14 protein-coding genes and 1 pseudogene are annotated in these 13,478 nt (G+C 63.5%); 8 read left to right on the top strand and 7 right to left on the bottom strand.

Annotated elements, in window-relative coordinates:
• Positions 1-154 precede the first annotated feature (154 nt).
• Genes CIT25_RS27405 through CIT25_RS27385 form a run of 5 tightly spaced genes read left to right on the top strand, consistent with a single transcriptional unit; the run spans position 155 to position 4,396 of the window.
• On the top strand, positions 155-1,042 hold the full coding sequence (locus tag CIT25_RS27405; protein WP_095488254.1) for a sugar phosphate isomerase/epimerase family protein: 888 nt from the start codon (positions 155-157) through the stop codon (positions 1,040-1,042).
• A 57-nt stretch (positions 1,043-1,099) separates the two neighbouring features.
• Positions 1,100-2,269: a mandelate racemase/muconate lactonizing enzyme family protein gene (locus CIT25_RS27400; protein WP_095488470.1), complete on the top strand. Its 1,170-nt coding sequence runs from the start codon at positions 1,100-1,102 to the stop codon at positions 2,267-2,269.
• A gap of 2 nt (positions 2,270-2,271) precedes the next feature.
• On the top strand, positions 2,272-2,985 hold the full coding sequence (locus CIT25_RS27395) for a FadR/GntR family transcriptional regulator (protein ID WP_095488252.1): 714 nt from the start codon (positions 2,272-2,274) through the stop codon (positions 2,983-2,985).
• 1 nt (position 2,986) lies between these two features.
• The gene (locus tag CIT25_RS27390) at positions 2,987-3,967 is read left to right on the top strand and encodes a hydroxyacid dehydrogenase (protein ID WP_095488250.1); all 981 of its coding nucleotides are present in this window, start codon (positions 2,987-2,989) and stop codon (positions 3,965-3,967) included.
• 42 nt (positions 3,968-4,009) lie between these two features.
• On the top strand, positions 4,010-4,396 hold the full coding sequence (locus tag CIT25_RS27385; protein WP_245330007.1) for a hypothetical protein: 387 nt from the start codon (positions 4,010-4,012) through the stop codon (positions 4,394-4,396).
• Between the two features lie 11 nt (positions 4,397-4,407).
• Here CIT25_RS27385 and CIT25_RS27380 read toward each other — a convergent pair.
• Positions 4,408-5,704: pseudogene (locus CIT25_RS27380) on the bottom strand (amidase).
• A 119-nt stretch (positions 5,705-5,823) separates the two neighbouring features.
• Between CIT25_RS27380 and CIT25_RS27375 the strand changes: the two are divergent.
• Positions 5,824-6,171 (top strand): GFA family protein, encoded by a 348-nt coding sequence (locus CIT25_RS27375; RefSeq protein WP_095488249.1) that lies wholly within the window; start codon positions 5,824-5,826, stop codon positions 6,169-6,171.
• Positions 6,172-6,173: 2 nt separating this feature from the next.
• Here CIT25_RS27375 and CIT25_RS27370 read toward each other — a convergent pair whose 3' ends face one another.
• Entirely contained in the window at positions 6,174-7,082 is a 909-nt protein-coding gene (locus CIT25_RS27370; RefSeq protein WP_095488247.1) for an SDR family oxidoreductase, read from the bottom strand.
• Positions 7,083-7,176: 94 nt separating this feature from the next.
• Between CIT25_RS27370 and CIT25_RS27365 the strand changes: the two genes are divergently transcribed.
• Positions 7,177-7,746 (top strand): TetR/AcrR family transcriptional regulator, encoded by a 570-nt coding sequence (locus CIT25_RS27365; protein WP_095488468.1) that lies wholly within the window; start codon positions 7,177-7,179, stop codon positions 7,744-7,746.
• 45 nt (positions 7,747-7,791) lie between these two features.
• On the opposite strand, the gene CIT25_RS27360 is transcribed toward CIT25_RS27365, so the two are convergent.
• On the bottom strand, positions 7,792-9,003 hold the full coding sequence (locus CIT25_RS27360) for an MFS transporter (RefSeq protein ID WP_095488467.1): 1,212 nt from the start codon (positions 9,001-9,003) through the stop codon (positions 7,792-7,794).
• Between the two features lie 92 nt (positions 9,004-9,095).
• Here CIT25_RS27360 and CIT25_RS27355 point away from each other — a divergent pair, with 92 nt between their 5' ends.
• Positions 9,096-10,067 carry an AraC family transcriptional regulator gene (locus CIT25_RS27355; protein ID WP_095488245.1) on the top strand — a complete coding sequence of 324 codons (972 nt, stop codon included), beginning with the start codon at positions 9,096-9,098 and terminating at the stop codon, positions 10,065-10,067.
• Positions 10,068-10,120: 53 nt separating this feature from the next.
• Here CIT25_RS27355 and CIT25_RS27350 read toward each other — a convergent pair whose 3' ends face one another.
• The 4 genes from CIT25_RS27350 to CIT25_RS27335 are packed head-to-tail and all read right to left on the bottom strand — an operon-like array spanning position 10,121 to position 13,477.
• Positions 10,121-11,206, bottom strand: coding sequence for an ABC transporter ATP-binding protein (locus tag CIT25_RS27350; RefSeq protein ID WP_095488243.1), 1,086 nt, complete (start codon positions 11,204-11,206; stop codon positions 10,121-10,123).
• Positions 11,206-12,315, bottom strand: coding sequence for an ABC transporter ATP-binding protein (locus tag CIT25_RS27345; RefSeq protein ID WP_095488241.1), 1,110 nt, complete (start codon positions 12,313-12,315; stop codon positions 11,206-11,208). Before CIT25_RS27345 ends, CIT25_RS27350 begins: the two co-directional genes overlap by 1 nt.
• Positions 12,312-12,521, bottom strand: a complete 210-nt coding sequence (locus tag CIT25_RS27340) for a hypothetical protein (RefSeq protein WP_095488239.1) — start codon at positions 12,519-12,521, stop codon at positions 12,312-12,314. Before CIT25_RS27340 ends, CIT25_RS27345 begins: the two co-directional genes overlap by 4 nt.
• Complete coding sequence (locus tag CIT25_RS27335) at positions 12,518-13,477, bottom strand: carbohydrate ABC transporter permease (protein ID WP_095488237.1); 960 nt, start codon at positions 13,475-13,477, stop codon at positions 12,518-12,520. The genes CIT25_RS27340 and CIT25_RS27335 overlap by 4 nt, the downstream gene beginning before the upstream one ends.
• Position 13,478 lies beyond the last annotated feature (1 nt).

Raw genomic sequence — 13,478 nt, 5'->3', positions numbered from 1 at the left:
TTCAGATCAAATTGCTGTAGACCTCGCTTCAGGCCCAATTGGTCGAACCAGTTTACGAAGAACGCTGGAGCGCCTTGGGGAGGAATCGTGCTGCGCGCTCCGATGGGTGCGTTGCAGGCGAGCTGTTACAGGCGAATTCTGGGAAGGACAGACCATGCATCTTTCGACGCACAACTGGATGCGGGCCGAACCGTTGGAGACGACGCTCAAACGCATCAAGAAATTCGGCTACGAGTCGATCGAGATTTCCGGCGAGCCCGCGCAATACAAGACCAATGAGACGCGCGCGCTCCTGAAGGAGCACGGCATCCGCTGCTGGGGGGCGGTGACGCTGATGCTGGGTGAGCGCAACCTTGCCGCCAAGGACCAGGGCCAGCGCGAGCGCTCGGTGCAGTACGTCAAGGACGTGCTGACCATGGTCAGCGAGCTCAATGGCGAGATCATCACGCTCGTTCCCGCGACCGTCGGCAAGGTGGTGCCGGACGGCACCGAAGAAGAAGAATGGAAATGGGTGGTCGACGCCACCAGGGAGTGCTTCACCCATGCCAAGAAGGTCGGCGTCAAGATCGCGGTCGAGCCGCTCAACCGCTTCGAGACCTATCTGTTCAACCGTGGCGCCCAGGCGCTGGCGCTGGCCGATGCGGTCAGCCCCGAATGCGGTGTCTGCCTCGACGCCTACCACATCCACATGGAAGAATTTAACGTCTATGACGCCATCCGGCAGGTCGGCAAGCGGCTGTTCGACTTCCATGTCGCAGACAACAACCGCTTCGCCGCGGGGCTCGGACAGATCGACTGGCCGAAGATCGTCGGCACGCTGAAGGAGGTCGGCTACGACGGCGCGCTGACCAATGAGTTCGTCGCCCCTGTCGACCGCACGCCGGCCGCTCCCTATCCCGACATGGTCGAGCGCAATCCAGTCGACATCTCGCCGGAGCAGCTGAAGTTCATCCAAGACCACGGTTCCAGCGTGCTCACGGAGAAATTCTACACCGACCAGATGCGCATCAATGCTGAAACGCTGCTGCCGCTGATCAAGTAGTCGGTCCGTTTGGGAATGAGCCTTCCGCCCTGACCGGCGGCAGGGCCGGGGATGAACATGCGCATCAAGACGGTCCAAGCCTGGTGGGTCCGCATACCGATCGAAGCCGCGAAGCAGCATCGCAGCGACTTCGGTCAGGTGACGACGTTCGACGCCGCCATCCTGCGCATCGAGACCGACGATGGGCTGGTCGGTTGGGGTGAAGGCAAGAATGCCGCCGGCAGCACCGGCAGCTATGGCGCCCTCGTCCACATGCTGAACCACGAGGTCGGCCCGCAGCTGATTGGCTGCGATCCGGCTGACATCGGGGTGATCTGGGAGATGCTCTACAATGGCGTGCGCCACGACAGCGCCGCGCAAAACGGCCACGCCATGCCGCAACTGGCGCGGCGCGGCATCAGTGTCGCGGCGATCAGTGCCGTCGACATCGCATTGTGGGATATTCTGGGCAAGTCGCTGGGGGTGCCGGTCTGGCGGCTGCTCGGCGGCCGCAAGCTCGAACGCATGCCGGCTTATGCTTCCGGTGGCTGGGCGTCCACCGAGGCGATCGGCGACCAGTTGAAATCCTATATCGCCAAGGGTGGCTTCAAGGCGCTGAAGATGCGGATCGGCGCGATGGACGGCACCCCGCACAATTCCGCCGCCCGCGTCCGCGCCGCCAGACAGGCGCTCGGCCCCGAAGTCGACCTGATGGTCGATGCGCATGGCACCTACACTGTGGCGGAGGCCAAGCGCTTCATCCATCTTGCCGGCGATCTCGATCTGGCCTGGTTCGAAGAGCCGGTCATCGCCGACGATAAGCCTGGGATGGCCGAAGTGCGGGCGTCCGGCTCCATCCCGATCGCCGCCGGCGAAAGCGAGGCGACGCGCTACGCGTTCCGCGACCTCGCCATGCTCAAAGCGGCCGATATTTTCCAGCCGGATCCCGCCTTCTGCGGCGGCATCAGCGAGGCGATGAAGATCGGCACCATCGCCAGCGCCTTCAATTTGCGCTTCGCGCCGCATCTGTGGGCCGGCGCCCCTTGCTTCTTTGCCGGGCTGCATGTCTGCGCTGCCTCGCCGGCTAGCTTTACCGTCGAATATTCGCTCGGCGCCAACCCGATGATCCACGATCTTATCGAAGAGACTGTCGAAGCAAAGGACGGTATGATAGCGATCCCCGAGAAGCCCGGACTGGGATTCACCCTTTCGGAACGGTTCCTGGAGGCGCACGCGCTACGCGGCTGATCATGAAAGAAAAGAACCTCCTCGCGGAACTCGCCGCCTATCTGTTCTCCCATTCCGACAAGGCGACGGGCCGAACGCCGTCTGAGCGTGAACTGGCGGAGCATTTCGCCGTCAGCCGTGGCCAGATCCGCGAGGCGCTGGCCATCCTCGAAGCCATGCGCATCGTCGAGCGCCGGGCCAAATCCGGCATCTATATCGACACCAAGCAGCCCAGCGTTGAGGCGATGGCACTGTTTGCGCGGGCCGGCCTGCCGCTCGACCCGATTATGATCTACGAGACGGTCGAGTTGCGCAAGATCCACGAAATCAAGGCCGCTGAGCTTGCCTGCTCGCGTGCCACCGAGGAAAATTTCGAGCGGCTGCGCGAAATCCTGAAGGCTTCGGAGGATCGCATTGCTGCGGGCGAAGGCCTCGCCAAGGAGGACCGCGAGTTTCACCTTGAGATCGTGCGAGCAACCAAGAACAGCGTTTTTCACAACATATGCAGCGTCTACTACATGATGGGCGAGCAACGCCTGCCGATCTATTTCAACGATCCCGAACGCAGCGTGCGCTCGCATGCGGAGCACATCCAGATCTATGAGGCGCTGCTGCGCCGCGACGGCAACCTCGCCCAGGCGCTGATGAGCGCCCATTTGCAAGGCGCGGAGAGCTATTGGAAAGGCCTGATCGAAGGCCGCGAAGAAGCTCAAAGCCCAGCGCTCGAACAGGTCTGATATGCCTAGAATCCTGTCGACGCACACGCTGCACCCGCGCGCCTCCGCCATGCTGACCGGTGCCGGTGAACTCGTTGTCGCCTCCGCCCTCGATGCGCACACGCTGGCGACTGAGGCGAGGGACGCCGATATCATCATCGTTCGCGCTCCGCTGCCATCAGCGCTTTTCGAGGGCACGACGAAGCTCCGGGCCGCAATCCGCCATGGTGCTGGGCTCGACATGGTCCCCATGGAAGCGGCCACTGCAGCCGGCGTGCTGGTCGCCAACGTGCCGGCAGTCAATGCGCGGTCGGTCGCCGAATACGTGATGTTCGCGGCCCTGGCGCTGCTTCGGCGTTTCCGCATGGTGGACCGCGACTTGCGGGCGAAGGGCTGGCTGGCCGGCCGCGACCACACCACTCTCGCCAGCGAGCTCGCCGGCAAGACGATCGGCATTGTCGGCTTCGGCGCCATCGGACAGGCAGTCGGCCATATCGCGGCGCATGGTTTCGACCTGAACGTGGTGGCGACGACGCGCAGCATGGGGCCGGCGCTGGACAGGGTCGGCTTTCTGTCGATCGACGCGCTGGTCGAGCAGAGCGACATCATCGTTCTGTGCTGCCCGCTGACACCGGAGACGCGCGGCCTGATCAACCGCGAGCGCATCGCCCGCATGAAGCCACATGCGCTGCTGATCAATATTTCGCGCGGGCCGGTGATCGACGACGACGCGCTGATCGAAGCGCTGCAAAAGGGCCGTATCGGCGGTGCCGCGCTCGACGTCTTCGCGACGCAGCCGCTGCCTTCCAATCATCCCTATTTCGGCTTCGACAATGTCATCGTCACCCCGCATATGGCAGGGATCACCGAGCAGTCGATGATGCGCATGGGCGTCGGGTCGGCTGATGAAACCTTGCTGGTGCTGGCCAACAAATTGCCGGTCAACCTGCGCAATCCCGAAGTGGTCGAGCACTACCGGCGGCGGTTTCCGGCCGACGCGTAGCGTCACCGCCGTTTCGCCCTATTTCTCCACGACGCTGGACCCATGCTCGTTCTTCGCCGCATGGCGCTGCTTGCTGCCATCTTTTCGATCTGCGTCCTGCCCTCGCTCGCTGTGGCGGAGAGCAGTTATGTCTATTGCGACAACGGCTTGCGCTGCGTGATGGCGCCCTGTCCATCGAACAGCGCGCTCGATCTTGCCACCGGCAAAATCATCAAGGGCGTGTCGATCGACATCGATGAATTGCCGCGGGAGGACAAGGCGCTCGATCTCTCGGACAAGCTCTACGCCGGCAAGGTCGTGGTTTTCGGCTCGATCGAGAACCGGACCCAGACCCTCAACGGCAAGCGATACACTCTGCCATGGCTGGTCGCGGCCGGTATCGAACGCGCCTCCAGGGACAGCGAACGCGGCCACTGTTCGTCGCATTGACGTTCACGTCTTCAGTGGCCAAGCAGTGCCTCGACCCCCGCAGCGATGCGCAGGAGACGGTGGTCGTGGCCGTTGCGCGCCACCAGCATCAGCCCGGCCGGGCGCGCCATTCCCGGCATCGGCAGCGAGATCGCGCAGAGGTCGAACTGGTTTGCGACTTGCGTGTTGCGCAGCAGAAGGCCTTCCGTACGTTCACATAGAACTTCGTCGCTGGTCATCGACACGATGGTCGGGGCGGTGACCGGCGTGGTCGGCAGGGCCAGCACATCGATCGACGCCAGCCGCTCATCCATGGCGGCGACAAGCGCCGTGCGGCGGCGGATTGCCCTTATATAGGCGGTGGCCGGAACGGCGGCAGCGCGCGACAACGGCTCGCTCACCCGCGGATCGACCGGCGTCGTCGCACCTGTCGCCAGCCAATCTGCGTGGACCTCGGCACCCTCCATCGCCGCGATCGAGGCCCGCTTGGTTACCGCGCGCAGATCGGCAAGGAGGTCATCGATGGACAGATCGGCGAGGCGTGCACCCGCAAGCTCTACCTTGCCAACACATCGGTCGAACGCCGCCGCGACCTCTTCTTCCGTCTCCTCGAAGAGCACGCCGCGTGGAACGCCGATGCGCAGTCCGGCAAGCGGAAGCGGAACCAGCGCCACAGGCTCCTCGCCCGCCATCACGGCGTCGGCTGCGGCACATTCGGCAACGGTGCGCGCGAGTGGGCCGATGGAGTCGAGCGTGTTGGACAGCGGGAAAACGCCATCGCGTGGCACACGCCGTGCGGTCGGCTTGAAGCCGACGACACCGTTCAGCGACGCCGGAATGCGGACCGAACCGCCGGTGTCGGAACCGATCGAGATCTCGCTCGTGCCTTCGCCGACCGAAACGCCGGCGCCTGAAGACGAGCCGCCCGCAATCCGGCTGGTGTCGGTCGCATTGCCAGGCGTGCCGTAATGCGGATTGACGCCGATCGCGGTGAAGGCAAATTCGGTCATGTTGGTCTTGCCGAAGATGACGGCACCCGCCTGCCGCAGCCGTTGCACGATGACGGCATCCCGCAACGCCGGCGCCGCGGTGCTGAGCAACAGCGAACCGGCTGTGGTCGGGCTCGCCGGCGACGTCGAACAGATCCTTGATCGATACGATCGCTCCGTCGAGCGGTCCGAGCGTCACGCCGGCCTTGCGCCTGATATCGGCGGCATCGGCTGCTGCCCGCCCGGCTTCCGGATAGAGTTTTACGAATACGCTTTCATTGTCCGCGCGGACGGCGAGACGCGAAAGGACGACTTCGAGGCGGTCGCGGGCAGATTGCATTTTCGGTGTCGGACTCCGGACGCCTGCAACGTCTTACAGGCAACGACTGGTGCGTGACCTGCAGAGACATAACCCGGCACAAGCACATTTGCACCCTGTCGAAAGAAGGAGGAGACCTGATGCTCTACAAAGGCAGCTGCCACTGCGGGAAGATCGCCTTCGAGGTCGAAGGCGATCTGACCGGAGCCGTGCGATGCAATTGCTCGATCTGCTCGCGCAAGGGCGCACTGCTATGGGCCGTGCCGCATGCGGCATTGCGGGTGCTTGCCTGGGGTGACGATCTTGGCAAATACGCCTTCGGCAACCATGTCATCGCCCACCGATTCTGCCGGACCTGCGGCATCCACCCCTTCGCCGAGGACGTCAGCGAAGGGATGGAACGAAGCGCCTACGTCAATGTCCATTGCATAGACGATCTCAATCTGGCCGCTGTGCCGGTTTTCGATTTCGACGGCCGGGCGGTTTGAACCTACCTGTACCCAGTCGCATCAGCAGGTTTGCCGGCGTCCTGAACCTCGGGAACGTAGCGCCACGCGTCGGGCCGCGAGCCGTCGAGATCGGTAAAGCCATAAACCCGCGCCAGCCCGCCGCTGGACAGCGACTGCCCGTTCCAGCGTGAGAGATCGGCGTCCGTCGCCAGCGCCGTCACCGCGCGGCCGACGAAGCGCGGTGTCTCCGAAATGATGAAATGCGGCACCTTCGCTGTCGCATCACGCCAGTTATCCTCCGTCACCCCAAAAGCTTCCAACATCATTTCCGAACGCAGCCAGCCGGGTGTCAGCGAAATCGAGGTGGCACCGTGCGGGGCAAGATCCTGGGCATGGGCCCAGGCCATGCGGGTCACTGACACTTTGGCGAGGTCATAGAACGGGGAAAGCCGATAGTGGTCTGCATTATACTCGGAGGTGCCGTCGGTGACCTCGACAAGCAGCCCACCCGGACGCTCGATCAGCAACGGCAGCGCGTGGTGAGCTGTGATCAGGTGCGTGTCGATTGCCAGCCTGAGCATGCGCAGGCCGTTCTCGAGATTGTGCTGCCAGACCGGCTTGTTCCATTCGAACAGCTTTTCGCCGCCCCAGATGTCGTTGACCAGTATATCGAGACGGCCCTGCTCCGCACGGATTCGGTCGACCAATTTGCGCACGTCTTCCGAAATCAGATGATCGACCTGCACGGCAATGCCCTTGCCGCCAAGCGCCGAAACCAGTTCCGCCGTTTCGTCGATGGTTTCAGGACGCGCATATTCGGACGGATGCCCGCGCGTCGACCTGCCGGTGACGTAAACAGTCGCGCCGGCAGCGCCCAGTTCGACTGCAATGCCTCGGCCGGCGCCACGCGTGGCGCCCGCGACCAGAGCGACTTTTCCACGAAGCCTCATTAGGCTCTCCCAAAGCTCGATTCGACCAGGAGGTGCTGGTCTCTGCCGGTGCCATAATATATAAATGATCATTCGGTTATAAATGGATGTCAAGATGCCCCGGCCAAAAACCCAGTCCGACGAAGACGTGCTCGAAGCGGCGAACCGGCTGATCCACGCGCATGGCCCGGAAGCGCTCACCTTTGAGCGGCTGTCCGTAGCCTGCGGGCTGTCCGGCTCGACGCTGGTGCAGCGTTTCAAAAGCAAGGCCACTCTGAAGCAGAGGGCTCTGTTGCAGGCATGGGACCGGCTTGATGACAAGACGGCGAGGCTGTCGAAGACGATCCCAAGAACCCCTGGTGGAGCGATCGGGCTGATGGTGGCGCTGTCGCAGGACTACGGGGGCATCGAATCCTATGCCGAAGGCCTTCTGGTGCTGCGCGAGGATCTGCGCGATCCGCTGCTTCGCGCACGCGGCGCGTCGTGGAAAGCTTCGCTGTGTACCGTGCTCGACGCCTGTTTTGCCTCAGCAGCCGATGCGCCCGAAGGCGTCGGACTGCTCATGGCTTCGCACTGGCAGGGCTCGCTGCTGTGGTGGAGCTTCGACCCCAAGGTCGAAGTGGCCGCTTATGTCGAAAACAGCCTGACCCGTTTCGTAACGGCGATAACGGCCCGAAGAGCGTAACCGATCTCCGGGCCGATCAAAGATGAATCCGCAAGGGCGGACGGGCTAGTCTGCGTGCTTCGGACCAAGCAGGAACGCCGCCAAGGCCGCCAGCAATGTCGCGATTCCGCAATAGGCGAACGCACTGGCAACGCCGGCGTTGTCGACCAGCAGGCCGCCGAAAACGGCCCCCAGCGCGATGGCCACCTGGAACGTGGCGACCATCAGCCCGCCGGCGCTTTCAGCCTGGTCGGGAGCGGCTCGCACCAGCCAGGTTTGCAGTCCGACCGGCACCGCGCCGAAGGCAAAGCCCCAGGCGGCAACCGCTATCGCCGCAACGACTGGCGAGGCTCCGAGAGTGAGCAGCAAGGCGGCTGCCACAGCAATCAGCAGAGGCGCCAGGCCGACGGCGGTTTTGAGGCTGCGCTCGGCCATGAAGCCACCGGCAAAATTGCCGAAAAACCCACCGATGCCATAGGCGAGCAGCACCAGAGAGATCGTCTCGATGTCCAGCGCAGGCACCTTTTCAAGAAACGGGCGGACATAGGTGAAGCCGGCAAAGTGTCCCGAAGCGACCAGCAGGACCACCAGAAGCGCAATCCTGATCATCGGGCGCTTCATCACGTCCAGCAAGGTCCGAACGCTTGCCACGCCCGCCGGCGGCAGCTTCGGAAGGGTGGCGATCTGCACGAGCAGCGCCAGGGCGCCGACAACAGCTGCGATCATGAAGGCCGTTCGCCATCCCCAGATGTCGCCGACATAGGCACCGACCGGGGCGGCGCAGACCGTCGCCACCGAAACGCCGGTGAGGATGATCGACATGGCGCGCGGCATCAGCCGCATCGGTACAAGCCGCATCGCCATGGCCGCCGACATCGACCAGAAGCCGCCGAGACTGATCCCGAGCATGATGCGAGCGATCAGAAGAACGGGAAGCGAGGAGGCAAACGCCGCCACCAGGTTCGACAGGATCAGCAGCACCGTCAGTCCCCACATGACCAGCCTGCGGTCCAGGCGTTTGGTGATGATGGCCATGGTCGGAGCGGCTATCGCGCCGACAACGGCCGTCGCTGTCACCGCTTGGCCCGCAGTCCCTTCCGTCACGCCGAGGTCCTGTGCCAGCGGCGTCAGCAGACTGGCAGGCAGGAATTCTGCGGTCACCAGCCCAAACACCCCAAGCGCAAGGGACACGACCGCCCCCCACGCCGGCTCGGCTCGTTCGTCGGTTTCCGCGGGATCAAGAACGGCGTCCATGACGCCTGTCGCGGGTTCGGTCATGATGGAATCTCCGGTCTGGTTGCAGCGCAGTATTTGGCTGCAATGCAACATAGGGAGTGACCGCCTGGAGTTTCCATGCTAGAAACACCATCATGCTTGACTATTCGTCCAAAGTTCCGATCACCGGCGATCCGCTGACAGACATATTGCGCGGGTTACGGCTCGACGGCGTCGAATACGGCCGCTGTGAAATGCAGGAGCCCTGGGGCCTCCAGTTTCCGGCCCAGACGGCGGCACGGTTTCATTTCATCGGCCGCAAGGGATGTTGGCTGCTGCAGCCGTCCGGCGAATGGGTGGAGCTCAAGGCGGGCGACGCGGTGCTGCTGCCGCGTGGTGCGGCACACGTCCTGGCGAGCGAGCCGGGTATCGAGGCTTCGCCGATCCAGGGCTACAAGGTCGCCGAGGTCTGCAAGGACGTTTACTGCATGTCCAATGAAGGTCGCCGGCCGGGGACGCTGCTGTTTTTCGGCAGCATGTATTTCAATCTCGACGGTTTGCACCCATTGCTCGGCATGATGCCGGACGTAATGCGCGCGCACGAGTTGGAAGCCTATGAACCCGGCATCCCGCATCTGCTGGAAGCCATGGCCCGCGAAGTGACGATGGAGCGCGTCGGATCCGGCGGCATCCTCGCACGGCTTGCCGATGTGCTCGCCGCCACCGTCATCCGCTCGTGGGTCGAGCGCGGCTGCGGCGACTCGTCCGGATGGATCGCGGCGGTGAGAGACCGCGAGATCGGCCGCGTGCTGGCGGCAATCCACCTCGAACCGGACCGCGATTGGACCGTGGAAACGCTCGCCAGGATGATGGGCGCCTCGCGATCGGGTTTCGCGGAACGCTTCGCGACGATCGTCGGCGAAACCCCGGCGAGATATGTCACCCAGGTGAGGATGCACCAGGCTCGGCAATGGCTAGTCCGCGACCGGCTGAAGATTTCCGTCGTCGCCGCTCGCCTGGGCTATGAATCCGACGCGTCCTTCAGTCGGGCGTTCAAGCGCGTCATCGGATCGGCTCCCAGCCATTTCCGGGCCGAGGAACAGGCTGAGACCCGCCAAGCCGGCTAAATCTGGCCAGGGGCTTCGAGCCGCCGAGCATCCTGCTGCCCAACAGACGCGCTCTAGCCCGCGTGACGGAGGCTTATTCCGCTAGCCTTGTCGAACAGCACCACCTTGTCCGGATCCCAGGCAAAGCGCACCGGCTGCTCGATCTCGACATCGGTTCTGGCCGGCACCGTGGCCCGCAGCATGGCATCGCCGACCCGCAGCGTCAGGATCTTTTCGACGCCATGGTTCTCGACATCGTGGACGCGCGCTTCCACCGGGGCCCCGCTCTCGAGATAGACATCCTCGGGACGAATGCCGAAGACGAGCGGGCGACCGTCGGTCGCACCGCTCGTCTTGGCCCCCCCCGCAAAAGGCAGTTCGAAATTCAGCGGTGCCATCACCGCGCGGCCGTTGACGAGCTTGCCGTCGATGAGGTTCATCGGCGGCGAGCCGACGAAGCTCGCCACATAGGTGTCGCGCGGATTGTTGTAGATCTCATACGGCGTGCCGGTCTGGACGATGCGGCCATGGTTGAGCACGCCGACCTTGTCGCCCATCGACATCGCCTCGATCTGGTCGTGCGTCACGAACAGGAAGGTCTGACCAAGGTTCATCTGGATGTTCTTCAGCTCGGTGCGCAGCGCCTCGCGCAGCTTGGCATCGAGCGCCGAAAGGGGCTCATCCATCAGGAATACGCGGGGCTTCCTGACGATGGCGCGACCAATCGAGACGCGCTGCATCTCGCCGCCAGAGAGGCGATCCGTCTTGCGCTCGAGCAGATGCTCGATGCGCAAGGTCTTGGCAACGCGGTCGACGCGCGTCTTGATCTCGTCCGGCTCGATGCGGCGGATTTTTGGCTTCAGCGGGAATTCGAGGTTTTCGCGCACCGTGTAGCGCGGATAAAGCGAATATTGCTGCAGCACCAGCGCCACGTCGCGCTCGGCCGCACCCCAGTCAGCGACGTCAGCGCCGTCGATGAGTATTTGCCCCTCGTCCGGCTTTTCCAGGCCGGCGATCATGCGCAGCGTCGTCGTCTTGCCGGCTCCGGTCTCGCCGAGCAGCACGAAGAACTCGCCGTCGGCAATGTCGAGATTGAGCCCGGTCAATGCGGTGTGATTGCCGAATGTCTTCGAGATGTTCTTGAGCTGGATATGGGCCATCAGAGTCTCACCCCCAGCGAATTGCCGCTTGTCGTGTCGAAGAAGTGCGCCTGCGCCGGGTCGAGCTTGGCGAAGACCTGGACCCCCGGCTTGCCGACGAAACCGGAACGGGTGCGGGCACGCAACATCTGTGCCCCAACCTTGAGGTCGACAATGTCGTAGGAGCCTAGCGGTTCGATGATGTGCGCCTCGACCGGCAGATAACCGTCCGCCGCCTCGCGCGAGACCATCACTCCTTCGGGGCGGATGCCGAGCGCAAGACGGTCCTGCCCGACGTTCGCGGCGTCGAGCTGGCCGACCAGCTCGGACGGAAAAAGGAACCCTTCCGCGGCCCCGTCGACGGTGACCCTGGCGCCGGAGCCGTTCATCGTCACCGCCGCGTTGGCGACGTTCATCACAGGCGAGCCAACGAATTGCGCGACGAACAAATTGGCCGGGTGCGTATACACGTCCGATGGGCTGCCTACCTGTTGCAGAACGCCCTCATGCATGATGACGATGCGGTCGGCTAGGCTCATCGCCTCGATCTGGTCGTGGGTGACGTAGATGGTGGTCGAGCCCTGCTTGATGTGCAGCCGCTTGATCTCCGCGCGCATCTCCTCGCGCAGCTTGGCGTCGAGCGCGCCGATCGGCTCGTCCATCAGCATCGCTTTCGGCCGCCGCACCAGCGCCCGGCCGATGGCCACGCGCTGCATGTCGCCGCCCGACAGCGCCGACGGCTTCTTGCCGAGCAGGTCGGTGATCTGCAGCACTTTGGCGACCGAGCGCACCTCGCCGTCGATCTCCGCCTTGCTCTTGCGCATGGCGCGCAACGGAAAAGCGATGTTCTCGTAGACGCTCATATGCGGATAGAGCGAGAACGATTGGAACACCATGGCGATGTCGCGGTCGGCAGCCTTGAGATGCTGAACCGGCTTGCCGTCGATGAGGACATCGCCGCCGTCGATCGTCTCCAGCCCGGCGATGGCGCGAAGCGTCGTCGTCTTGCCGCAGCCCGACTGTCCGAGCAGCACGATGAACTCGTTGTCGTCGATCTTGAGATTGAGGTCCTTGATGACCTGAACGGCGCCAAAGAATTTCTGGACGCCACGAAGCTCGATCTGGGTCATGCGTGACCTTCTTTTTCCGGGGTGCCGGTCGCCTGCGGCTTCTGCCTTGGACCGACCCAGCCGGTGATCATGAACGTCACCAGCCCGACGATGATGATCGTCAGCCCGTAGCGATGCAGGAAGAGATTCCACGGCTGGCAGAGCGCGATGATGCCGCACACCATCACGATCTCGGCCGTGCGTTGGATTGTAGCATGGCGGATCATTTGCGGATCGCTCCGAAGGACATGCCGCGCAAGAGGTGGTTGCGGAGCAGGAAGGTGAAGATCGCGACAGGCAGCAGGAACAGGAAGGTTCCGGCGGCGATCACCGTCCAGTCCGACAGGCCGGAGCCGACCTGGCTGGGAATGAAGGGCGGTGCCGTCTGGGCGCGTCGGTTGGTCATGATCAGCGCGAAGGCATATTCGTTCCACGCCGTGATGAAGCAGAACACGGCGGTGGCGGCGATGCCGGTGGCGGCCTCAGGCAGCACGATCTTGAAGAAGGCTTCCATGCGCGTGTAGCCGTCGACGAGCGCCGCCTCCTCGTACTCCTTCGGAATTTCGTCCATGAACCCCTTCATCAGCCATACAGAGAAGCTGAGGTTGAAGGCGGTGTAGAGGATGATCAGGCCCCAATGCGTGTCGTTGAGGCCGACGACCCGGTACATCAGGAACATCGGGATCGCCACCACCACCGGCGGCAGCATGCGCGTCGACAGGATGAAGAAGAGCAGGTCCTGTTCCCCCTTTATCTTGAAGCGCGAGAACCCGTAAGCCGTGAAGGTGCCCATGCCGACGGCCAGGATCGTCGAGGTGATGGCGACGATCAGCGAGTTCATGAAGCGGCTCGGATAACCGGACCACTGCACCTCGCCCCTGCCCGAGCGCACCACCTTCTCGCCGCCGTCAAACACCAGCCGCTCCCACCACGGGGCGGCGGCGTATTGTTCCGGCGTCGGCGCAGTGCGCAACTGCGACCGCTTGGTGAAGAGCTTTACGAAGGGTGATATCTCAGGCTGGAACATCACCGTCGGCGGAATGGTGGTGGCAAGGTTGCGCGGCTTGAAGGCCGTCGAGGCTATCCAGTAGATCGGCGCCAGGAAGATCATCGTGATGATCAGCACACCGACGATGGCGAGCTTGTTGAGCGAACGCTCGGTAGAGGTGGTGACAGCGGCCATT

This window comes from Mesorhizobium mediterraneum (assembly GCF_002284565.1).
Taxonomy (GTDB): domain Bacteria; phylum Pseudomonadota; class Alphaproteobacteria; order Rhizobiales; family Rhizobiaceae; genus Mesorhizobium; species Mesorhizobium mediterraneum.
This window is presented reverse-complemented; position numbering and strand designations above follow the sequence as displayed.